The 20989-nt window shown below is 38.8% G+C and carries 25 protein-coding genes; 11 read left to right on the top strand and 14 right to left on the bottom strand.

The window, feature by feature from the left end:
• Nucleotides 1-10: 10 nt before the first annotated feature.
• Nucleotides 11-343: an ISC system 2Fe-2S type ferredoxin gene (gene fdx, locus RHO15_01675; GenBank protein ID WVD64247.1), complete on the top strand. Its 333-nt coding sequence runs from the start codon at nt 11-13 to the stop codon at nt 341-343.
• Between the two features lie 305 nt (nt 344-648).
• Here the strand turns inward: fdx and tusC are convergent, their stop codons facing one another.
• From tusC to fkpA, 3 genes are read right to left on the bottom strand one after another with little or no spacing between them, the layout of a single operon-like run.
• A complete protein-coding gene (tusC, locus tag RHO15_01670; GenBank protein WVD64246.1) occupies nt 649-999 on the bottom strand; it encodes a sulfurtransferase complex subunit TusC in 351 nt (116 codons plus the stop codon).
• 4 nt (nt 1000-1003) lie between these two features.
• The gene (gene tusD / locus RHO15_01665; protein WVD64245.1) at nt 1004-1387 is read right to left on the bottom strand and encodes a sulfurtransferase complex subunit TusD; all 384 of its coding nucleotides are present in this window, start codon (nt 1385-1387) and stop codon (nt 1004-1006) included.
• Between the two features lie 34 nt (nt 1388-1421).
• The gene (fkpA, locus tag RHO15_01660) at nt 1422-2231 is read right to left on the bottom strand and encodes an FKBP-type peptidyl-prolyl cis-trans isomerase (protein ID WVD64244.1); all 810 of its coding nucleotides are present in this window, start codon (nt 2229-2231) and stop codon (nt 1422-1424) included.
• 327 nt (nt 2232-2558) lie between these two features.
• Between fkpA and fabZ the strand changes: the two genes are divergently transcribed.
• From fabZ to RHO15_01625, 7 genes are all read left to right on the top strand, one after another.
• The gene (fabZ, locus tag RHO15_01655) at nt 2559-3005 is read left to right on the top strand and encodes a 3-hydroxyacyl-ACP dehydratase FabZ (protein WVD64243.1); all 447 of its coding nucleotides are present in this window, start codon (nt 2559-2561) and stop codon (nt 3003-3005) included.
• A 29-nt stretch (nt 3006-3034) separates the two neighbouring features.
• Entirely contained in the window at nt 3035-3826 is a 792-nt protein-coding gene (lpxA, locus tag RHO15_01650) for an acyl-ACP--UDP-N-acetylglucosamine O-acyltransferase (protein WVD64242.1), read from the top strand.
• A 12-nt stretch (nt 3827-3838) separates the two neighbouring features.
• Nucleotides 3839-4987, top strand: coding sequence for a lipid-A-disaccharide synthase (lpxB, locus tag RHO15_01645; GenBank protein WVD64241.1), 1149 nt, complete (start codon nt 3839-3841; stop codon nt 4985-4987).
• Nucleotides 4988-4996: 9 nt separating this feature from the next.
• Nucleotides 4997-5605: a ribonuclease HII gene (gene rnhB / locus RHO15_01640; GenBank protein ID WVD64240.1), complete on the top strand. Its 609-nt coding sequence runs from the start codon at nt 4997-4999 to the stop codon at nt 5603-5605.
• Between the two features lie 355 nt (nt 5606-5960).
• Complete coding sequence (locus RHO15_01635) at nt 5961-6227, top strand: HPr family phosphocarrier protein (GenBank protein ID WVD64239.1); 267 nt, start codon at nt 5961-5963, stop codon at nt 6225-6227.
• A 509-nt stretch (nt 6228-6736) separates the two neighbouring features.
• Entirely contained in the window at nt 6737-7357 is a 621-nt protein-coding gene (locus RHO15_01630) for an acyl-homoserine-lactone synthase (protein WVD64238.1), read from the top strand.
• A 199-nt stretch (nt 7358-7556) separates the two neighbouring features.
• The gene (locus tag RHO15_01625) at nt 7557-8273 is read left to right on the top strand and encodes a LuxR family transcriptional regulator (protein ID WVD64237.1); all 717 of its coding nucleotides are present in this window, start codon (nt 7557-7559) and stop codon (nt 8271-8273) included.
• Between the two features lie 18 nt (nt 8274-8291).
• On the opposite strand, the gene RHO15_01620 is transcribed toward RHO15_01625, so the two are convergent.
• Nucleotides 8292-8792, bottom strand: a complete 501-nt coding sequence (locus RHO15_01620) for an autoinducer binding domain-containing protein (GenBank protein ID WVD64236.1) — start codon at nt 8790-8792, stop codon at nt 8292-8294.
• 253 nt (nt 8793-9045) lie between these two features.
• On the opposite strand from RHO15_01620, the gene RHO15_01615 reads away from it, so the two are divergent.
• Nucleotides 9046-9270, top strand: a complete 225-nt coding sequence (locus RHO15_01615) for a YccJ family protein (GenBank protein WVD64235.1) — start codon at nt 9046-9048, stop codon at nt 9268-9270.
• 86 nt (nt 9271-9356) lie between these two features.
• On the opposite strand, the gene RHO15_01610 is transcribed toward RHO15_01615, so the two are convergent.
• From RHO15_01610 to tsaE, 9 genes are all read right to left on the bottom strand, one after another.
• A complete protein-coding gene (locus tag RHO15_01610) occupies nt 9357-10655 on the bottom strand; it encodes an adenylosuccinate synthase (GenBank protein ID WVD64234.1) in 1299 nt (432 codons plus the stop codon).
• Nucleotides 10656-10683: 28 nt separating this feature from the next.
• Complete coding sequence (gene hflC / locus RHO15_01605; GenBank protein ID WVD64233.1) at nt 10684-11628, bottom strand: protease modulator HflC; 945 nt, start codon at nt 11626-11628, stop codon at nt 10684-10686.
• Between the two features lie 14 nt (nt 11629-11642).
• Entirely contained in the window at nt 11643-12845 is a 1203-nt protein-coding gene (gene hflK / locus RHO15_01600; GenBank protein ID WVD64232.1) for an FtsH protease activity modulator HflK, read from the bottom strand.
• Between the two features lie 24 nt (nt 12846-12869).
• Nucleotides 12870-14165 carry a ribosome rescue GTPase HflX gene (gene hflX / locus RHO15_01595; GenBank protein ID WVD64231.1) on the bottom strand — a complete coding sequence of 432 codons (1296 nt, stop codon included), beginning with the start codon at nt 14163-14165 and terminating at the stop codon, nt 12870-12872.
• A 34-nt stretch (nt 14166-14199) separates the two neighbouring features.
• Nucleotides 14200-14475 (bottom strand): RNA chaperone Hfq, encoded by a 276-nt coding sequence (gene hfq, locus RHO15_01590; GenBank protein ID WVD64230.1) that lies wholly within the window; start codon nt 14473-14475, stop codon nt 14200-14202.
• 248 nt (nt 14476-14723) lie between these two features.
• Nucleotides 14724-15653, bottom strand: a complete 930-nt coding sequence (gene miaA, locus RHO15_01585; GenBank protein WVD64229.1) for a tRNA (adenosine(37)-N6)-dimethylallyltransferase MiaA — start codon at nt 15651-15653, stop codon at nt 14724-14726.
• Nucleotides 15654-15658: 5 nt separating this feature from the next.
• Nucleotides 15659-17590 (bottom strand): DNA mismatch repair endonuclease MutL, encoded by a 1932-nt coding sequence (mutL, locus tag RHO15_01580; protein WVD64228.1) that lies wholly within the window; start codon nt 17588-17590, stop codon nt 15659-15661.
• The gene (locus RHO15_01575; GenBank protein ID WVD64227.1) at nt 17590-18384 is read right to left on the bottom strand and encodes an N-acetylmuramoyl-L-alanine amidase; all 795 of its coding nucleotides are present in this window, start codon (nt 18382-18384) and stop codon (nt 17590-17592) included. Before RHO15_01575 ends, mutL begins: the two co-directional genes overlap by 1 nt.
• A 24-nt stretch (nt 18385-18408) precedes the next feature.
• Nucleotides 18409-18891 (bottom strand): tRNA (adenosine(37)-N6)-threonylcarbamoyltransferase complex ATPase subunit type 1 TsaE, encoded by a 483-nt coding sequence (tsaE, locus tag RHO15_01570; GenBank protein WVD64226.1) that lies wholly within the window; start codon nt 18889-18891, stop codon nt 18409-18411.
• A gap of 307 nt (nt 18892-19198) precedes the next feature.
• Here tsaE and tusB point away from each other — a divergent pair, with 307 nt between their 5' ends.
• Complete coding sequence (gene tusB / locus RHO15_01565; GenBank protein ID WVD64225.1) at nt 19199-19486, top strand: sulfurtransferase complex subunit TusB; 288 nt, start codon at nt 19199-19201, stop codon at nt 19484-19486.
• An 80-nt stretch (nt 19487-19566) separates the two neighbouring features.
• On the opposite strand, the gene ung is transcribed toward tusB, so the two are convergent.
• Entirely contained in the window at nt 19567-20244 is a 678-nt protein-coding gene (gene ung, locus RHO15_01560) for a uracil-DNA glycosylase (protein ID WVD64224.1), read from the bottom strand.
• Between the two features lie 331 nt (nt 20245-20575).
• Here ung and grcA point away from each other — a divergent pair, with 331 nt between their 5' ends.
• Nucleotides 20576-20959 (top strand): autonomous glycyl radical cofactor GrcA, encoded by a 384-nt coding sequence (gene grcA, locus RHO15_01555; protein ID WVD64223.1) that lies wholly within the window; start codon nt 20576-20578, stop codon nt 20957-20959.
• The last annotated feature ends 30 nt before the right edge of the window (nt 20960-20989 follow it).

Raw genomic sequence — 20989 nt, 5'->3', positions numbered from 1 at the left:
GGAAAAATATATGCCAAAAATTACATTTTTACCTCACCCAGAGCTTTGTCCACAAGGTAGTACAGTCGATGCAGAGGAAGGTGAATCCATTCTTGAGGTTGCATTACGCAACGATATTGATATTGATCATGCTTGTGAAATGTCATGCGCCTGTTCGACTTGTCACTGTGTGGTTCGTGAGGGTTTTGATTCATTAACGCCAAGTGATGAACAAGAGGATGATATGCTGGATAAAGCATGGGGTGTTGAACCGCAAAGCCGCCTTAGCTGCCAGGCGCGTGTGAATAAAACCGATTTAGTAGTTGAAGTGCCGCGCTATACACTTAATCATGCTAAAGAGTAAGATTTAAACCGAATCAATGGAGACGCGTGAATCACAGTGAATTAGCGCGTCTTTATAATTAAATAGATAATGCCTGCTCACGCTCAAAATTGACTTTATCAACTGGGTTATCCCTGTTCTAGAATAGAATAGAATAGAATAGAATAAAATAAAATCAATTCATCCTTTCTCTACCAAAACCGAGCAAAAATAGTCACCCGATCCCTATGCCATCGATAATTAATATGATGCGAAGCATGAAAAATAGATGAAAACTCATTGGTGATACAGTCAGTTGGGATAAGAATAATGCTCTCGAGAAAAACCTAGAAGCGAATGATACTCTCTTGCTGCTGCAGTAGAACCTGACCCTGCACGGCCGTTAATATTTCAATATCAATGATGGGATCAGTAATCTGGCGCTGCGACAAATCTGTGGCTAAAGCATAACAGTGCTCAATATCATAAAGTTCGAGCAACTTAAAACTGCCAATATAATTGCGCATCAAAATATCATTAGGCATCTGATTTTTTAACAGATGAAATACACCATCACCGATAAAAAATAGCGATATTTGATGATATACCGATAAGGCTAAAGCGGCATCGAGCGCTTCACGACCGGAGGCACTCCCATGAGGGGGCTGAGAAATAATAATCGCAATCTTTTTCATCATAAAACTAAAACTGGATCACTCTATCACTGTTGGCGATAGCTTCAGCAAGTGATGTTAAACCGCTCGCGTTAAAGTGGCTATCTATCGTATTTAACTCATCCTCACGAATGATCCCTCGACGCAATCCTGCCGATACACACACATCTAAACTGATATCATACTGGCTGGCTAATGTTCCCCATGCTTCTCGCAAGTTAAACTCATCATTGGCTGGTGCAGAATACTGATTGGCATTATAAACACCTTCAGCATAAAAAAAGATGTGTTTAAGATGGTGTGAAGTTTTGAGTAATGCCTCGGCAAATTGATAAGCGAGATAAGCTTGTTGGGTCCCATATATGGGACCCATAATAATGATAGTATAGTTTAACGAAAAACAGTGACTCATCAATTATTCATGATAATCTTCATCCGAGATGAGATTATTTTTTAGCAGCAGGTTTAACCGCTTGTGCAGGTGCTGCACTGTCTTTGTCTTCGTCGGCTGCTGGTGTTTTTTCAACACTTAATAGCTTCACATCAAAGACTAAGGTAGCTTGTGAAGGAACTGAAGCTTTACCTTCTTCCGATGAAGTTAAGCTCTGTTCACCATAAGCAAGTTCAGGTGGCACAACTAATTGAATTTCACCGCCTTCGCCGATTAATTGAATACCTTCGCTCCAACCTTTAATCACATAAGAAACCGGGAAAGTAGCCGGTTCATTACGACTGTATGAGCTATCAAATTCACGGCCATCAACTAATTTACCGCTATAATCAACAACCACGATATCATCTGAAGTAGGATGCGTATCGTTACCTGGGGTGATTACTTTGTATAAAAGACCTGATTTAGTTTTCTTCACACCGTCTTGTGCAGCGAAATCAGCACGGAATTTATCGCCGGCAGCAATACTATCTGCGGCTTCTTTTTCGATACGCGCTTTGTTTTCGTCCTGAATACGTTTACCTAAATCATTCAAGGTTTTGTCGATCTCTTCTGTCGTCATTTGGCCTTTACCTAAATATGTTTCAGTAAAACCTTTGATCAGATAGTCATTATCAACTTGAATTTTTTGAGACTCAAGACTACGTTTGAGATAAGTTGAGAAAGAAGAACCCATAGCATAAGCTTCTTTCTGTGCCGGCGTAGAAATTGCCGCTGGTTCAGTTACTGCGTTTTTTTCATTACATCCTGTTAAAGCCAACACAACGACACTGCCGATCAATGTCATTTTCATCAATGATTTCATATTTTATGCTCCATAATCATGCCGAAGAACCCCGAATCTATTTAGTACTAATCTTGCTTGTTCTCTTAAACAAAATTATTTATTTCACGCTATACAATGAATAAATAATTACACGATAGTCCTCTTAAAATACCACGTAAAAATAAGCTTTCAAGAGATAATTCGAAATAAATTTAATTATATAATTTCATTTTTAAACAAAATAGAGAAGAATATTGCATAAGATCAATTTATTATCATTTGTAACCAGAAGGATATTTACATATTTCTTCACCTCGAAACATGAGCTATAATGCAGCCTACACAAATACTATAAGGATGATTATTTTGACAACAGAACTTAACTCGCTAGACATTGAAGAAATCATTCGCTTATTGCCGCATCGCTACCCATTTTTGATGGTTGATCGTGTATTAAGTTATGAGAAAGGAAAATCACTACGCGCCATTAAAAACGTTTCGGTTAACGAACCTTTTTTCCAAGGCCACTTTCCAAACAAACCGATCTTCCCTGGCGTACTTATCTTAGAAGCAATGGCACAAGCGACAGGCATTTTGGCATTTAAAAGTATTGAAGAATTGACACCAGGTCAGCTCTACTATTTCGCATCCATTGATAATGCTCGCTTTAAACGCCCAGTCGTTCCAGGAGATCAAATCGTCTTAGATGTTGATTATATTAAAGAACGCCGAGGCATTGCACTATTCCATGGTGTCGCAACAGTCGATGGTAAATTGGTTTGTGAAGCCGATATGATGTGTGCACGAAAATAAGCCAATCTATCAGGATAAAAGGAAAAGAGATGTCAATTGATAAAACGGCGATCATTCATCCAAGTTCAGTCATTGAAGACGGCGCCATCATTCATGCAAATGTTAAAATAGGTCCATTTTGTTACATTGGTGCCGATGTGGAAATTGGTGAAAATACGGTTCTGCATTCACATGTCGTGGTCAATGGTGTCACTAAAATTGGCCAAGAGAACCAAATTTTTCAGTTTGCTAGCATTGGTGAAGTCAATCAGGATCTTAAATATGCCGGTGAGCCAACACGTACTGAAATTGGCGATCGCAATCGTATCCGCGAAAGTGTGACCATTCATCGTGGTACCGTTCAAGGTGGTAATCTCACCAAAATCGGAGATGATAATCTATTCATGGTCAACACCCATATTGCCCATGATTGTCATATCGGAAGCCGTTGTATTCTAGCCAATAACGCTACGCTCGGCGGACATGTCTCCATCAATGATTTTGCGATTATTGGCGGTATGACAGCTGTACATCAATTCTGTACCATTGGTGCTCATGTGATGGTGGGTGGTTGCTCAGGTGTTGCACAAGATGTACCGCCCTATGTGATTGCTCAGGGTAATCATGCCACACCATTTGGCATTAATATTGAAGGTTTAAAACGTCGCGGCTTTAGCAAAGAAGCCATGCATGCGATTCGTCACTGTTATAAACTACTGTACCGAAATAACTTAACGCTTGATGATGCAAAAATTGAAATAACCGAAATCGCTAAAACGCATCCAGAGGTTGAGCTTTTTGTCAGTTTCTTCGCAAACTCGACGCGCGGGATTATCCGTTAAGGGTCGAAAAAAATGGCACAAGCGATACCATTAATCACCATCGCACTGGTTGCCGGAGAAACCTCCGGCGATATTTTAGGTGCGGGGTTGATGCAAGCACTTAAACAGCGTTATCCGCATATTCGTTTTGTCGGCATCGCCGGCCCACGAATGCAAGCTGAAGGCTGTGAAGCATGGTATGATATGGAAGAGCTATCAGTAATGGGGATTGTTGAGGTGCTGGGAAAATTACGCCGCATCTTAGCAATCCGTAAAGCCATTACTCAAAAACTGATTTCGCTCAAGCCCGATATTTTTATTGGTATTGATGCTCCTGATTTTAATTTATCGCTGGAAGGTAAATTGAAACAAGCTGGTATTAAAACTGTCCACTATGTCAGTCCATCAGTTTGGGCCTGGAAACAAAAAAGAGTGTTTAAAATCAAGCGAAATACCGATTTAATCCTCGCTTTCTTACCTTTTGAAAAAACTTTTTATGATAAATATGCCGTACCTTGTCGGTTTATTGGTCATAAAATGGCTGACGATATTCCACTTCATCCCGATAAATGCAGTGCACGTGAAGCTTTAGGGATTAGCCAACAAGATTTGTGTTTAGCCCTATTACCAGGTAGCCGGCATGCAGAAGTCGCCTTGCTGAGTGAACCCTTTCTTCTGGCGGCTGAGAAGCTCAAACAATTATTTCCCGATCTACACCTTATCGTGCCACTCGCGAATCCAAAACGTCGCAGTGAATTCGAAGCGATAAAACAACGAGTTGCACCAACATTATCTTTGCAGTTGCTCGATGGACAAGCCCGTGAAGCGATGATCGCCAGCGATGCAGCACTACTCGCCTCAGGTACCGTCGCGCTAGAGTGTATGCTCGCTAAATGTCCGATGGTGGTGGCGTATAAAATGAAACCCTTTACTTTTTGGTTAGCCAAGAAGTTAGTCAAAACACCATATGTTTCGTTACCCAATATTTTAGCGGGGCAGCAGATTGTGCCGGAACTTTTACAAGATGAGTGTAATCCTGACAATATCGTCAAGCACTTACAACCCTTCCTTGAAAGCCATAATGAGCACTTAAAAACCACCTTTCTAGCGTTGCATAAGCAGATTCGCTGTCAAGCTGATCAGCTGGCTGCTGAGGCCGTACTCACGCTTTTGAACCGATAAGACAACACAATGAAAGAACCTATTTTAACGCCTTTTATATATCCACATGCGAATTTCATTGCTGGTGTTGATGAAGTGGGTCGCGGACCGTTATGTGGTGATGTCGTCACCGCGGCAGTAATTCTCGATCCAACAAAACCGATTGCGGGCTTAATGGATTCCAAAAAACTGACCGAAAAAAAGCGCGATTACTTATTTGATATTATTCAAGAAAATGCGCTCAGCTGGAGCATCGGCCGTGCCAGTGTTGCTGAAATCGATCAGTTAAATATTTTGCATGCGACGATGCTAGCCATGCAAAGAGCCGTCAATGGTCTCACCATAAAAGCCGATTTTGTACTGGTTGATGGAAATCGAAGTCCAGGCTTTTCAGTGCCCTCTTTGGCAGTGGTTAAAGGGGATAGCTTAGTACCTGAGATCAGTGCAGCTTCAATTCTGGCTAAAGTCACCCGCGACCGGGAGATGGCCACACTCGATAAGTGTTACCCTCAATACGGTCTAGCCAAGCATAAAGGTTATCCAACTAAAGATCATCTGGCCGCAATTAAACAGTATGGCATTAATGAGCACTATCGGCAAAGTTTTGGTCCGGTGAAAGCGATGCTGAATATGAAATAATCTTGGCGATATTCATTTATTGTCAGAAAATCAATAATGAAATATATCGCTTGTTCTGGCACTCATGGGCGTGTCGTAAAACTACCATCACAGATAAGCATTAATCTATAGTCACCACACAGTAGCCCGAAAATAAGCCAATCAGGCGTAGAACTAACTGTCTTAAAGTGGCAGTAAAATAGACAAAAACACGCTATCTTCTCGGTAAGCCTGACACGATATGTGCGGAACAGACTAATAACATTAATAGATGCAAGTGCTTTCGTTGCCAAATTGATTATTGAAGGTTATACTCAGTTCACAAACAATGACACACAACGCAAACTCACAATTTTTAATTTAAAAGGTATCTAAGATGATTAAAGAAACCGTTACTGTCAAAAATAAAACCGGTATCCATGCACGTCCAGCTGGCGTCATCGTCAAAACAGCGGGTAAATATCAGTCTACTATCGAATTAGTTTACAATGGCAAAACACTAAAAGCTAAAGGCATCATGGGTCTTCTTGGCGCAGGTATCAAAGGCGGTTCAGAAATTGAAATCATTTGTGATGGTGCCGATGAAAAAGAAGCAATGGCTGAATTAAAAGGCTTATTTGAAAGCGGTTTTGGTGAAGAATAATTTTGCTTAACTAAAAAATACTACAATCAAAATATACGGCAAAGCCTTATAATTAAGGTCTTGCTGTATAGGCTAAAACTATTAATTGTTTCTGATTAATTTCTTTTCTTAATATATTATAGATTTTAAATTTCTTTTTAGATATTCTATTTCAACATATGCTAATACTCAAAATTAGGCAGTATTACGTTTTATTTCAATCCATCGTACTAAAATTTTCTATTATTTATTATAAAATAAACCTATTAGAACAATAAAATCATAACAATTCAAATTGATTCATCTTTTAGTAAAAGATTATCAAATTTATTTTTCATTAAACTCTATATAAAAACTAAAACTACACCAAAGTACAGTTAATAAATTGAATGATATCAATTAGATTTAGAGATTAACTTAAAGCATAAAAAATAAATTCTAAGATATAAATTTTTAATTAATTGTTAATTAATTGTTAATTAAGGATTTATATTTATAAGAATGATAAATAAAAAAGGCAATCTATCTTTATGTCTAAAATAAAATTTAAATACTATAAATATACTGACATACCTCAATCAATCAAAAATGAACTATATAAACTCCGCAAAGAAGTATTTAAAGATCGATTAGATTGGCAAGTAGAAATAAAAAAAGGACATGAAATCGATACTTATGATAATGATAATGCGACATATCTTTTAGGATTTTATAACAATATACTAATTGCTGGCGCACGATTTATTTCCACTATCTATCCTTATATGGCACAAGGACCTTTTGAGAAATTTTTCAATAAACCTTTTCCTTGCTCTCATGATCTTGTGGAGTCCAGTAGATTTTTCATTGATAAATCTCGAGTTATTGAACTAAAACTCCAGCATCAGCCACTTACCGCATTATTACTTTTATTTATGCATGAATATGCAAAAACATTTAATTTCTCTTCAATTGTAACTATTGTCAGTAAACCAATGACCAGAATAGTAAAAAATAATGGCTGGAATTATCAATTTTTAGATAGTGGAGATGTTAATCCCAACGAAACTATTTTTTTTATAGATATGCCTGTTAATTCAAGCAACTACGAAAATATATTCTCTCACGTAAAACATAAGCTTACTATAGATTACACCTTTAGTTTACCCTAGCTTTTTACACAAAAATGATCAAAAAAATAGAATTAATTCGATCAATAAGCAAACTATTTTCGCTTAAAATATTGAACTAAAGTACTAGTTTTTGGAGGAAAAGACAAATATTGATGCTATAATAGCCGCTACGGTATATAACTCCGTAAAAATTTATAAATATAATTATTTTTACTTGGATGAGATGGAGGCGATAGAGATGAGTAATGAAGATATACTGACTTTAAATTCTAACGTTTCTATGCATGCTAGTTTTCAAGATTATATTCAGCAAATTATGAATGCTCATGATATTGAACAATTTGCTTATTTTGTTGCGAATAAACGCGCAATTAATGAACCTCAAATATTTTCAAACTACCCTAAAAAATGGTTAAAAGTATATAAAGAACGTAACTTACATATGCAAGATCCTATTATTAATTTTGCGTTTAATTCAATTATTCCTTTTTCTTGGTCTGACGCAATACTTAATATATCAGCTAAAGAAAAGTACTTTTTAAATCAGGCTGAAAAATATTATTTGAATGATGGATATTCGTTTACATTACATGATGCTAATGGCAACTTTGCTGCATTGAGCATCGGCAATCCTCGTAATAGCGAAAAGTTTAGTCATCTAATTAATGCCCAAAAACCTAATCTTCAAATGTTACTAATTGAAATACATCATGATTATTTATCTAATTATTTTAATCTCATCACTCAAAATATTCTAAAAGATAAACAAATAACCAAAAGAGAAAAAGAAATTCTAATTTGGTGTAGTAAAGGAAAAACTTATAATGAAATTAGCATAATTATAGGCATAACTGAACGAACAGTTAAATTCCATATGGCAAATTTAGTGAAAAAGCTCAATGTATGTAATGCCAAACATGCCATATTTAAGGCTCATGAATTAAATCTTATTTAATTTAAAATTTTTCTAGTTCTAATAATCAGTTCCGATACAAGATTTATGTATATCCATTAACATCATCTGCATCTCTGCACGATAAACACCTAATAAGTTATCGAAATCATGCTCTCCTGACATCTTTGTGATGCTCAATATAGAAAAATTGCCTTTAGCATCATGGACCGTAAACGAATAACCTTCACTAACAGAATGTTTATCGGCATGAGATAAAAACTTTTTATCACGTGTAGTCATTTTTCCTAAAGAATCCGGCCAAAAAAAAGGTTTCGGTGAGTCAAAACCAAAGTTAACAATCGGATCGACCATATGTAATTTAAAACGATGATATAACTTCATCCAATTTTCAGGAAAATTGGTTACAATTATCGGATTAAGAATTTCAAATTTATCTACAAATAAATAGCCATATTCACAAATATCATGATCGATCATTTTTTGATAGATATATTGCTTCAACTTATCTAAACTACTAGCTTCCTTTTTTTCAGAAAAGGACGAATTTAGCTCTGTCATTATTTAACTCCATTCTAATTATTAAATTAAATAATATTATTATTTTTTTATTCTAATATTAATCGAAAAATAAATATTTAAAAATAAAATTAACACTCAACATTATCCACTAAAATTAATAAAAACTTAACAAATAATATTGAATATTTATTTTGTATTAAAATACAATAATTCATTTATAATTTAATTCACCTTTATCCATTTTTGTATTAAATTAAGAAATGAAACGAATGGCTTAATTAAGGAAATAATTATGGACAAGCATCAAATTAGAAATGTTAAAGAATGGGCAAAAATTCGAGATACTTCGCTTGAAATTGCTGAAGTTATTTTTGAAGCAGCCAATAATGATGAAGCTCTGGCGCAGCAAATTTGGGAAAATGGCGATGATCACGTTTTAGCCAAAGCCTTTGCGCAAACAGATAAAGACGAGCTTATCTGGAATGGTGAAATTGCTCAGCGTGATTGTGGTGCATAACAAAGACGGTGCGCCAAGGATCATTTAAATAATCCGATTTTAATCATAAAAAAACCGCCTTAAGGCGGTTTTTTATATTCATAGGATTATGCTTCGTAAGGGTCACGTAAAATCATCGTCTCATTACGATCTGGGCCGGTTGAGATAATATCAATCGGTGTCTCTGTCAACGCTTCAATACGCTTAATATAAGCTTTAGCGGCTGCAGGTAAGGCATCGTAGTCTTTAACACCAAAAGTCGTCTCACTCCAACCAGGCATCGATTCATATACCGGCTCAACTAAACTCCACTCTTCCGCTGAAGAAGGCGCTATCTCTGTTATATCGCCATTCGGTAAACGATAACCAACACAGATTTTAACCTCTTTCAAGCCGTCAAGCACATCGAGCTTGGTTAAACAAAAACCAGAGACTGAATTAAGTAATACTGCTTTACGGACCGCAACGACGTCCAGCCAACCAGTACGACGACGACGTCCTGTTGTTGCACCAAATTCATTACCCTGCTTACACAAGTATTCGCCAGTTTCATCAAATAACTCGGTTGGGAAAGGTCCGGCACCAACACGGGTCGAATAAGCTTTAACAATACCCAGTACATAACCGACATAACGTGGACCAAATCCTGAACCTACCGCAACACCGCCCGCAGTGGTATTGGATGAAGTCACATACGGATAAGTACCGTGATCAATATCGAGTAAAGTACCCTGCGCTCCTTCAAACATAATATGCTCACCGGCTCTGCGTGCTTTTTCTAGCAACGTTGGGACATCAGCAATCATGCTAATCAAGACATCAGCAATACGTAAAACATCATCTAACACAGTCTGGTAATCAACTGCATCAACTTTATAGTAGTTAACTAACTGATAGTTATGATATTCCATCACTTCTTGCAGTTTCTGGGCAAAAGTATCACGGTCAAGTAAATCACCTAAACGTAAACCGCGTCGCGCAACTTTATCTTCATAAGCAGGACCAATACCGCGACCCGTTGTACCAATCGCTTTACTACCACGCGCTTTTTCACGCGCATTATCTAAAGCAATATGATAAGGCAGAATCAAAGGACAAGCCTCAGAAATCAATAAACGCTCACGAACTGGAATGCCTTTTTGCTCAAGTTCAGTCATCTCTTTCATAAGTGCATCTGGTGATAACACTACACCGTTGGCAATAATGCTCATCACATTTTTTCTAAGAATACCTGATGGGATCAAATGTAAAACCGTTTTTTCACCATCGATCACCAGCGTGTGACCTGCATTATGTCCGCCTTGATAACGAACTACATATTTGGCTTTCTCTGTTAATAGATCAACAACTTTACCTTTACCTTCGTCACCCCATTGAGTGCCCAACACTACTACATTATTATTCATAATCTAATTCACTCGTCTCTTCGATGTGTTACTTATTTCTATCAAGTTTCATATAACGGAAAAATTCACTATCCGGACTAATTACCATGACATCATGACCCGAGAAACTTCTTTCATACGCTTTTAAACTTCGCATAAAACTAAAAAACTCTTGATCTTTATTAAAGGCATCAGCATATAATTTTGCCACAGAAGCATCACCCTCACCACGAATGGTACGTGCTTGTTTTTCTGCTTCTGCTAAGATTTCGGCTACACGCAAGTCCACTTTAGCGCGAATCTCATCAGCATCTTTTACGCCGCCATAACGCTGCTCTCTGGCAATAATTTCGCGTTCAGTACGCATTCTTTTATAAATCGATTCAGACACTTCTTCAGGGAAGTTAATCTGTTTAATGCGCACATCGACCACTTCAACACCAAAAGCCGCCATCGTAGCCTTCTCGTCAATATCATCATTGGCCGTTGTCGTATCTGACTTATCATTAATATTGCCATTGAGCGCATTCTTAACTTCAATCATTAACGAGTTACGAGAATTAACATTGTCTGCCGACTCATTAATAATATCTTTTATATCGAGCTTACCAATTTCAGCACGTAAGCGACCATTTAAACGGGCGAGTAATAAATTCTCAATACTATAGCCCCCTTCAATCGCTTTATAATAGAGATCAAAGTTAGTAATTTTCCACTGGACATAATAGTCAACAATCAACTCTTTCTGCTGATTGGTGAAAAAACGTTGATCCGTACTACCTTGATTATTTGAGCTATCCGTTGTTTGAATCTTGGCATTAACAATTTTAACCCGATCCATACCTGGGATCTTAAAATGTAATCCAGGATTAGACAAGGCAATAATTTTATTAAAACGCAGCACAATACCACGTGTACCCTCTTGTACAACATAAGCCGAAGAGAAAAATAGACCAATTAGTATAACCAAAATCGGAATTAATAATTTACGCATTTTCTATCTTTCTCCTATCGCGCTGCAGATAATCGGCCAGAAGCAGTTCGACCGGTTGCTAACTCAGCAGGACTCTGATAATGAGTTGTTTCAGGTTTGCTGGTTATGACTGTATCAGATGAGGGCTTCGTTTTGATTAAATCTGTCATCGATTGCGTCTCTGTCGTATTGTTCGCTTTTTCATTATTATTGGTAGCACGATTTTTTAGCATCTGCTCAAGCGGGAACACCATTAAATTGTTATTTTTATCGCTAATCAAGACTTTATTGGTATTAGATAATACGTGTTCCATCATATTAATATAAAGACGTTCACGAGTCAGTTCTGGTGCAAGGCGATATTCGGGTAATAACAGTTCAAAGCGAGCCACCTCACCTTGCGCTTCTAGTTCAACTTTGAGTTTATAAGCGTTGGCATCAGCCACAATACGTAATGCTTGACCTTCTGCTTGCGGTTCACGCTGGGCACGCTCAGCTCGCGCTTCATTGACCAGACGTTCACGATCTTCGCGTGCTTGAATCGCATCATTAAAAGCATCTTGAACATTTTTCGGCGGACGTACTGACTGGAAGTTCAAATCAACGATACTAATCCCCATATCATAATTTTTGATAATATCGATTAAACTTTCTTTGGTTTTAAATTCAAGCAGCGTACGACCTTTAGTAATAATATCGTCCATTTTTGACATACCAATCTCAGTTCGCAAGGCACTATCGGCAGCTTGACTTAAGCTATCATCAACATTAGTAACATTGAATAGATACTTAATCGGATTAGAAACACGATACTGCACATTCATCTCAACAAACATTAAATTTTCACCCGCAGTGATCATAAAACCTTTGACATTAAGACTTCTGGTACCTTGCGTATCAACACGATAAACTTTATCAATAAAGGTTGGTGACCAGTTTAAACCAGGATCAACTAACTGCGTTTGTACTTTACCCAAACGTGTCACCACGCCATGCTGACTTTGACTAATCGTATAAAAACCACTTGCAGCCCAAATGACCGCAATAACCACCAAAACGCCGATGATAATAAAAGAAAAATTAATTGAGCGACCACCATTAGCGTGGCCGCCATTGCTTTTTTTAAATAGATTATTTAGCTTATCAACAATGCTTGCACTTGATTGTGTATTTTTTCGTTTATTACTTCCCCATGGATCATTATCTTGTCCGTTATTACCGGGCTGATTCCACGCCATATATCACTCCACTAGGTTAACAAATTAGTTGACTGTGTCTTTTTGAATAAAATCTATCAAATTATGATCTTGTTTACAGAGTCGATTCCACTCAATCAGTGGAATACGGATCTGTAACTGAAAACTACCTGTATCATTAATCGTTTCAGCTTCGACCGCATTTAACTGATACAAACGACTACGTAGTTTTGCCATATGAGGCGGTAAGCTTAATTGACAGCGCTTTATTTGTCTAGCAAGTAATTCTGTCAAAGCACTAAATAGTAGCTCAAGGCCTTGATTTTTTTGGGCAGATAGCCAAACCCGAATCGGTTTACCACGATCATCACGATCAATTCGAGGTTTAAAATCATCCAGTAAATCAATTTTATTCATCACCATTAAAACCGGAATTTCATCTGCTTCAATTTCGGTTAACACTTCATCAACCGCGGCAATATTATCTAATAGATGGGGATCTGCGGCATCAATAACATGTAATAACAGTGAGGCTTCTTTGGTTTCTTGTAACGTGGCTTTAAAAGCGGCCACTAAATCGTGAGGTAAATGACGAATAAAACCGACCGTATCAGCCAAAACTGTCTCGCCAACATCATCAACATTGATTCGACGTAACGTTGGATCTAACGTGGCAAACAGCTGATCCGCTGCGTAAACATTGGCACCGGTGATGGCATTAAAGAGTGTGGATTTACCGGCATTGGTGTAACCGACTAAAGAGACAGTTGGAATATCGGCTTTAAAACGAGACTGACGACCTTGTTCGCGCTGTTTTTCGACTTTCGTTAAACGAGAAAGAATGAGCTGGATTCGATTGCGTAATAATCGGCGATCGGTTTCTAACTGGGTTTCGCCCGGGCCACGTAAACCGATACCGCCTTTTTGTCTTTCCAGATGCGTCCAGCCCCTAACTAAACGAGTTGAGAGATGGCGTAGCTGCGCTAACTCAACTTGAAGTTTACCTTCATGGGTACGCGCTCTTTGCGCAAAGATATCGAGAATAAGGCCGGTACGATCAACAACACGGCATTCACACAGTCTTTCTAAATTACGTTCTTGTGCAGGTGTGAGGGAATGATTGACTAAAATAACAGAAGCGTCATGCTCTTTTACAGCATCAGCAATCTCTTGCGCCTTACCCTGACCGACAAAGTATTTAACCTGAGGCGCATTTCTACTGGTTGTGATAGTCCCGAGAATTTCAATCTGAGCCGAGGTGACTAACACCTCGAATTCTTTTAAATCCTCTATATCACTCTCTTGGGGGAAAAAAACATGGACAAGTAACGCTTTTTCTCCACCTTCGTAACGATCAAACAATTACATCCCCCAATTGATACAAATAGGTGAATAGTTATTGATTTTGAATATCACTATCAGCAGATTCAGTTTGTTCTGATACTTGATTTGAAGCGTTTGATATTGAAACAGGGCGTGATGGAACAACCGTCGAAATCGCATGTTTGTAAACCATTTGGCTGACAGTATTTTTCAAAAGAATCACAAATTGATCGAAAGATTCGATCTGTCCCTGTAATTTAATACCATTAACTAAATAAATAGAAACTGGAATATGCTCACGACGTAATACATTTAAATATGGATCTTGTAAAGATTGCCCTTTTGACATTATTGTTCTTCCTTTAAATTAGTAATCACTACGCCGTCATAATAACGCATGAACATCAACTCAACCACAAATTAACATAATTTTTTCCAATATCAAACAGGCTAAATAAAATTATTGCATAAAATAAGATATTTGATGCGATAGGCCTTAGTATAATTGAGAAGAATCCTGCCAATTCAAGTCCAATAAGGAGGATATTGCTGACATTTATTTTTATTTTTTCGTATAAATTAATTCTCAACAGTGACTTACTCTTTAAACTGCCCAGAAACAATCGTTAAACTATCGTTAAAAGTATCACTATTTAGCCAAGTAACCTCAGGCCAACCGCGTAACCAGGTCATTTGACGTTTAGCTAACTGACGAGTCGCGCAAATTCCTTTAAAAACCATCTCATCATAAGAAATATCGCCGCTTAAATACGCCCACATCTGCCGATATCCAACACAGCGGATAGAGGGCATATTCGCATCTAAATCACCACGAGCGATGAGCTGTGCCACTTCAGCTTCAAATCCCTGCTCAAGCATCAATTTAAAGCGTAATTCGATACGCGCATGTAACTGTTCACGGGTCTGCGGTGCAATAGCGAATTGCACCATATCATAAGGCAACTTCTCACCCTGTATTTGCGTCAGTTCAGTGAGTGATTGACCGGTAATTAAATAAACTTCTAAAGCCCGGCTCAAACGCTGAGGATCATTAGGATGTATCCGTGCCGCTGAAACAGGATCCACCTGTGCTAATCGCGCATGTATTGTTTGCCACCCATGTTGTCCGGCATCAGATTCAATTTGTTGACGGATAGTATAATCCGCCGTTGGTAATGGCGATAGCCCTTCCAGCAGGGCTTTAAAATAGAGCATCGTGCCGCCCACCAAGAGCGGTGTCCTGCCGCGCGCAATACTCTGTACTATTTCATGTAACGCATTATGGCGAAAATTAGCGACCGAGTAACTCTGTGCGGGATCAAGAATATCAATCAGTTTATGCGGATAGGCCGCTAATTCAGCGGGCGTTGGTTTAGCCGTACCAATATCCATACCACGATAAATTAAAGCTGAATCAACACTGATAATATCAATCGGATACTGATCGTATAGTGCCATGGCCAATGCAGTTTTACCTGCGGCTGTCGGCCCCATTAAGGAGATAATTTTGGGTTTCGGTGAAGTCATAAAGTCTATTTAGTGTCAAAACATACGCGTAATTGATGCAAATCAATCTGTTGCAAGAAGCTGCTAACATCAATTTGTGGAGATCGAATTTGCTCAAACTCATTCAATAAGCTGATCGCCTGAGCTTGCGTCCAAATAAGATGATTTTTATTAGATGCATTAAATTGAGCATATTGCTCAGCAAACCAAGCTGCTAACGCCAGTCTATCAACTGATTGATGATTAGCAAAAACGCTTTGCAAATAATTTAATAATTGAGATAACAGTTGCTGCCAATTCATATTACGTAGCAGCAGGGGGACTTCGTTTAACACTAACTTGTGTGACTGAAACGTAAAAATAACATTGAGCGAAGTCAGTAACGGCGCATATTGCAGCCATAATTGTTTCTCTTGCTGATTGATAGATAACATTAACGGTACCAGTAATTTTTCCGCCGGCTGATCGGTTTGTGCTAATAATTTGGCTTGGTATAAACCCATCTGCGCTAATTTCAGTGATAATAACTGCAGCTCACCCTCTTGCATTAAAACCGCATACTGTTGATGATAAATCGTCAGCACTTGACCAAATTTAAGCATCTCATCGGCAACGGCAAGGCGAACAGGATGAGCATCTAATACCAGCGGTGCGGTGCGCTCAGGAAATAACGTTTTACCCACCGACAACGACTGAACCGGCGGTAACCCAATCGCCAATTCGGTGTAATTAGTTGATGGCTCAGTCGGTTGCCTGGTCTGATTAAACGCATTCACATAGTGTTGATACAGTGCTTTTTCACGCTGGCCAGAAGTGTAATGACCCGGATTGGGTTCATGCAGTCGATACGTCTGATGAGCAGCGCCCTTTTCCAACGAAGTAGTAAAAATGCTTTTACCCGCTGCAGTACGGTTGGGTGGTAGTTTATCAGACGCTGAGACAGTATCATGGCATAAGTGATCATGCGTGTGTGCATGCGGTATCTCTAAGGCCATGCTGATCGCCTGATAAACAAAATCATGTACCAGTCTTGCCTCGTGAAAACGCACTTCATGTTTAGCAGGATGAACATTAACATCAACCTGATTTGGATTGACTTGCAGATAGATCACATAAGCAATCTTGTCACTCTGCGCTTGCTTGAGATAGGCCTGACGTAATGCATGATTGAGCAGTTTATCCTTTACCACACGCTGATTCACATAAAAATACTGATAATCACAATCTACCTGATCACTCACCCAGCCCTTGATTTTAAGATCATCATGCGCCCAATCCAGTTCTATGGCTTGCTGCATAAATGTCGTGCCACAAATCGTTGCGACGCGCTGGGCAAGCTGTGCCATATCTTTAACGGCACGATATTGACGAATCAATTTACCATTATGCTGCAAATTAATCGAGATGGTCGGACAAGCCAAGGCGATACGACGAAGCGTTTCATCGATATGGGTAAACTCGGTTTTATCTGTTTTTAAAAAACGCTTTCTAGCCGGTGTATTATAAAACAGATCTAAAACTTCTATTGTTGAACCAACCGGATGAGCCGCAGGCTTAAGCGTCGTTTGCATATCTCGACCTTCAGCGTAGACTTGCCAAGCCTCTGTTTGGTCCTCAGTGCGTGAAGTCAAGGTTAAACGAGAAACAGAGCTAATACTGGCGAGGGCTTCACCTCTAAATCCCAGACTCATAATGGCGGCCAGATCATCGAGATCTCGAATCTTACTGGTGGCATGTCTGGCTAAGGCTAAAGGTAATTCATCTTTACTAATACCACAACCATTATCTCGTACCCGGATCAGTTTGCAGCCGCCCTGCTCAATATCAATATCGATACGTGTAGCGTCAGCATCAATACTATTTTCGATCAGCTCTTTTATCACTGAAGCAGGACGTTCAACAACCTCACCAGCCGCGATTTGGTTGGCCAGTTGCGGCGATAAAACCCGAATCACCATTAATGTTTCTCTCCAATATTCGGATTTTTTTTCACGTAATCTTTGACGCCTAGATAAATGGCTCGCGCAATTTTATCTTGATGCGCATTACTCCGTAGTAATTTCTCTTCACCGACATTGGAGATAAAACCGACCTCAATCAGTACCGAGGGAATATCTGGAGAACGAAGTACCCCCAAGCTGGCATGTTCGGGCGTTGATTTATGCAATTTAGTGACCGCTTTCATCTCTTGCAAGATAGCTTGGGCCAGACTATATCCAACCCGCTGAGAATTCGAAAATTGCAGATCTAAAATAGCCTGACTTAAATAAGGATTGCTGTCTTCACCCGCCAAAGCATCGCCGGCTCCGCCCAGTAACTGCGACTGCTTTTCATGCTGTTCAATCCAGCGGCCAAGCTCTGTGTCCGCTCGTTTGGTAGATAATACCCAAATCGAGGCACCACTCGCAGCTCGACTAGGCGCCGCATCAGCATGAATGGAAATGAGTAAATCAGCTTTATATTTACGGGCTATCTCTGAACGTTCTGGTACAGAAATATATTTATCCATCGAGCGTGTTAATACCGGTTTAAATAGGGCATCTTTTGCCATTAATGCGGATAACTTTTTAGCCACGGCCAGTGTCACATTTTTTTCGTAGAGTTTATTGGGCCCGACCGCACCAGAGTCTTTACCACCATGTCCGGCGTCAATGGCGACCACCACTTTTGTTCTAACCGCCGCATAGGCGACCGGTGAAACCACAAACAGTATCATTACTATTGTTAAAATCAATTTGCAGCCACACTTCATGCTCTTTATTATCCTTATTGGTACTTAATCCATTCCTGCTCCAGCCAAAATATCCTGACCCATTTCAGTGTTATCCCAAAGGGTAACTGTGCGCTGCATTGATAAATAATCTAAACAAACGATTAAATCAGCGAGAGGTAAAAAACCTTCAGCACGCTGAGGCCATTCAATTAGGCAAATACAACGAGAATCAAAATAATCTCTTATGCCCATAAACTCAAGCTCCTCAGGGTCAGACAGGCGATATAAATCAAAATGATAAACCGCTAAATTGTCTAACTGATAAGGCTCAACCAAGGTATAAGTTGGGCTTTTAACTGTCCCTAAATAACCTAATCCCTGTATAAAACCTCGGCTTAATGTGGTTTTCCCTGCGCCCAAATCACCTAAAAGATGGATCATAATGGCTTTATTCGGCAATCGCTTTAAGGCAGCGACACAAGCTAAAGCTAGCTGCTCACCCAGCGCGAGGGTTGCTTGTTCATTGTCTAATATAAATTTACGCAATCTGACCACTCACGTATCTGATATAAAGTAATAGATTTATTATAACCAGTTAGCCGGCAAATTGCACAACTCAATTACCGCTAAAAAGCGATAAAAATAGAAACTTCATGAATAAAATTAGCCCAATCAGCCCTTAAATGAATCGAACATCATCATTAATCGTGATAGGTGATCAGCGTTTCATTCATTCTATTGAAAAATAAGCGTGATTAAAACCCTCGATTTTTATTCAATGCAATGTTTGTTAGAAAAAAATCATCAGATACTTTAAAATGATGGGTAGTTGTTCACTGATCATGGCTAAATTATGTTACATACGCTTTCTCATACTAGCAGTCAAACCGATAGCGCGCTTTTATTATCGCTCATCAATCAACAAGATATCATTGTATTGTGGCAAGATGGTGTCACTATCGCCGTCAAAGGCAATGATTTACTACAAGACATGTTCAAGCAATCAATCCAAGTTTATGCGCTTAAGCAAGATATTAGTGCCAGAGGTTTACTGCCTCTGCTTGACGACAACGTGATACTTATTGATATGGAAGCGTGTATTGCACTAACCGCACAACACTATCCTCAATTGGCTTGGTAAGCTAATCATTAGCGATCAGGATGAATATGACAAACATCCTTAATCGATGACTGTTTTAGTTGATGACTATCATCAGCCGCTTAAGGTAAACGCGGCTGCCAATCAATCGGTACACCACCCTGCTTAGCGATAATTTGGTTAGCTTGAGAAAAATGCTTACAGCCTAAAAAACCACGATGCGCAGATAAAGGAGAAGGGTGTACAGAAGTTAATACGTGATGTTTATTACGATCAATAAATTGTCCTTTCTTTTGCGCATGTGCACCCCATAATAGAAACACCTCATTTTGCAAATGATGATTAATCGCCTCAATCACATGATCGGTAAAGGTTTCCCAGCCAATTTTTGCATGGGAGTGAGCTTTACCTGCTTCAACCGTAAGCACCGTATTAAGCAATAAAACACCTTGCTGTGCCCAGTATCCAAGGTAGCCATGATTGGGGTAGGTAAATCCATCAATATCCTGCTGTAGCTCTTTATAAATATTGACTAAAGAGGGCGGCGGCGCAATACCGGGTAACACCGAGAAAGAGAGCCCATGGGCTTGTCCCGCGCCGTGATAAGGATCTTGACCTAAAATGACCACCTTTATATCAGCAAACTCGGTAAATCGAAATGCATTGAAAATATCTTTTTGCGGAGGATAAATCGTTTTACCAGCATTGCGCTCGTTTGCCACAAAGGTCATTATCTGTTTAAAATAATCACGCTCTTTTTCTTGGCCAATCACATCATGCCATGTTATTTGATTTGTCATTTTCATACCTTAAATACTGATTATCATTGATAATATTACGCACAATATTAATATGTAATGACGATATCTGCGCTCAGTGATGAGACGCTACATACCACCCGTTTATAGCAAGATAACCAACTGACAAAGGTTTGCACATACGGATATGCATGCCAATCGCTTTAACTGTGCAAGTAATAATGTAAGGATAATAACCGATAATCGCAAAATATAAAAATGTAAGGTGATAATTATTAAAATAATAGGTTTTTTTGATTTTAATCAAAAAACAAAAGTGCTATATTAGCCAATATACAAATGTAGGGCATATTAGCTCAAAGGAGATATAATTATGATTACAGGTATCCAAATTACTAAAACCAGCAACGAAGCACTTTTAAACTCTTTCTGGTTACTAGACAGCGAAACTAACGAAGCTCGTTGTGTTGCTGCAAAAAGCGTCTATAAAGAAGATCAAATTGTACCAGTTAACCAACTTGGTCAAATCGAATATCGCGAAGTGCCAATTGATGTTGCACCAACTGTTAAAGTTGAGGGTGGTCAACACTTAAACGTTAACGTTTTACGTCGTGAAACATTAGAAGATGCGGTAAAACATCCGGAACTTTACCCACAATTAACTATCCGTGTATCTGGTTATGCTGTGCGTTTTAACTCACTAACGCCAGAACAACAACGCGACGTTATTGCACGTACATTTACAACAACTATCTAATTAGTACTGTACACCTAACAGAAAATAAAG

The sequence above is a fragment of the Orbaceae bacterium lpD01 genome (assembly GCA_036251705.1).
In the GTDB taxonomy this organism is placed as follows: Bacteria; Pseudomonadota; Gammaproteobacteria; order Enterobacterales; family Orbaceae; genus Utexia; species Utexia brackfieldae.
Note: the sequence above shows the minus strand (reverse complement) of the source record. Positions and strands in the feature narration are given on the sequence as shown.

Coding starts and splice junctions, on each gene's coding strand:
- fdx (WVD64247.1), top strand. CDS start 11: ATGCCAAAAATTACATTTTTACCTCACCCAGAGCTTTGTCCACAAGGT.
- tusC (WVD64246.1), bottom strand. CDS start 999: ATGATGAAAAAGATTGCGATTATTATTTCTCAGCCCCCTCATGGGAGT.
- tusD (WVD64245.1), bottom strand. CDS start 1,387: ATGAGTCACTGTTTTTCGTTAAACTATACTATCATTATTATGGGTCCC.
- fkpA (WVD64244.1), bottom strand. CDS start 2,231: ATGAAATCATTGATGAAAATGACATTGATCGGCAGTGTCGTTGTGTTG.
- lpxA (WVD64242.1), top strand. CDS start 3,035: ATGTCAATTGATAAAACGGCGATCATTCATCCAAGTTCAGTCATTGAA.
- lpxB (WVD64241.1), top strand. CDS start 3,839: ATGGCACAAGCGATACCATTAATCACCATCGCACTGGTTGCCGGAGAA.
- rnhB (WVD64240.1), top strand. CDS start 4,997: ATGAAAGAACCTATTTTAACGCCTTTTATATATCCACATGCGAATTTC.
- RHO15_01635 (WVD64239.1), top strand. CDS start 5,961: ATGATTAAAGAAACCGTTACTGTCAAAAATAAAACCGGTATCCATGCA.
- RHO15_01630 (WVD64238.1), top strand. CDS start 6,737: ATGTCTAAAATAAAATTTAAATACTATAAATATACTGACATACCTCAA.
- RHO15_01625 (WVD64237.1), top strand. CDS start 7,557: ATGAGTAATGAAGATATACTGACTTTAAATTCTAACGTTTCTATGCAT.
- RHO15_01620 (WVD64236.1), bottom strand. CDS start 8,792: ATGACAGAGCTAAATTCGTCCTTTTCTGAAAAAAAGGAAGCTAGTAGT.
- RHO15_01615 (WVD64235.1), top strand. CDS start 9,046: ATGGACAAGCATCAAATTAGAAATGTTAAAGAATGGGCAAAAATTCGA.
- RHO15_01610 (WVD64234.1), bottom strand. CDS start 10,655: ATGAATAATAATGTAGTAGTGTTGGGCACTCAATGGGGTGACGAAGGT.
- hflC (WVD64233.1), bottom strand. CDS start 11,628: ATGCGTAAATTATTAATTCCGATTTTGGTTATACTAATTGGTCTATTT.
- hflK (WVD64232.1), bottom strand. CDS start 12,845: ATGGCGTGGAATCAGCCCGGTAATAACGGACAAGATAATGATCCATGG.
- hfq (WVD64230.1), bottom strand. CDS start 14,475: ATGTCAAAAGGGCAATCTTTACAAGATCCATATTTAAATGTATTACGT.
- miaA (WVD64229.1), bottom strand. CDS start 15,653: ATGACTTCACCGAAACCCAAAATTATCTCCTTAATGGGGCCGACAGCC.
- mutL (WVD64228.1), bottom strand. CDS start 17,590: ATGGTGATTCGGGTTTTATCGCCGCAACTGGCCAACCAAATCGCGGCT.
- RHO15_01575 (WVD64227.1), bottom strand. CDS start 18,384: ATGAAGTGTGGCTGCAAATTGATTTTAACAATAGTAATGATACTGTTT.
- tusB (WVD64225.1), top strand. CDS start 19,199: ATGTTACATACGCTTTCTCATACTAGCAGTCAAACCGATAGCGCGCTT.
- ung (WVD64224.1), bottom strand. CDS start 20,244: ATGACAAATCAAATAACATGGCATGATGTGATTGGCCAAGAAAAAGAG.
- grcA (WVD64223.1), top strand. CDS start 20,576: ATGATTACAGGTATCCAAATTACTAAAACCAGCAACGAAGCACTTTTA.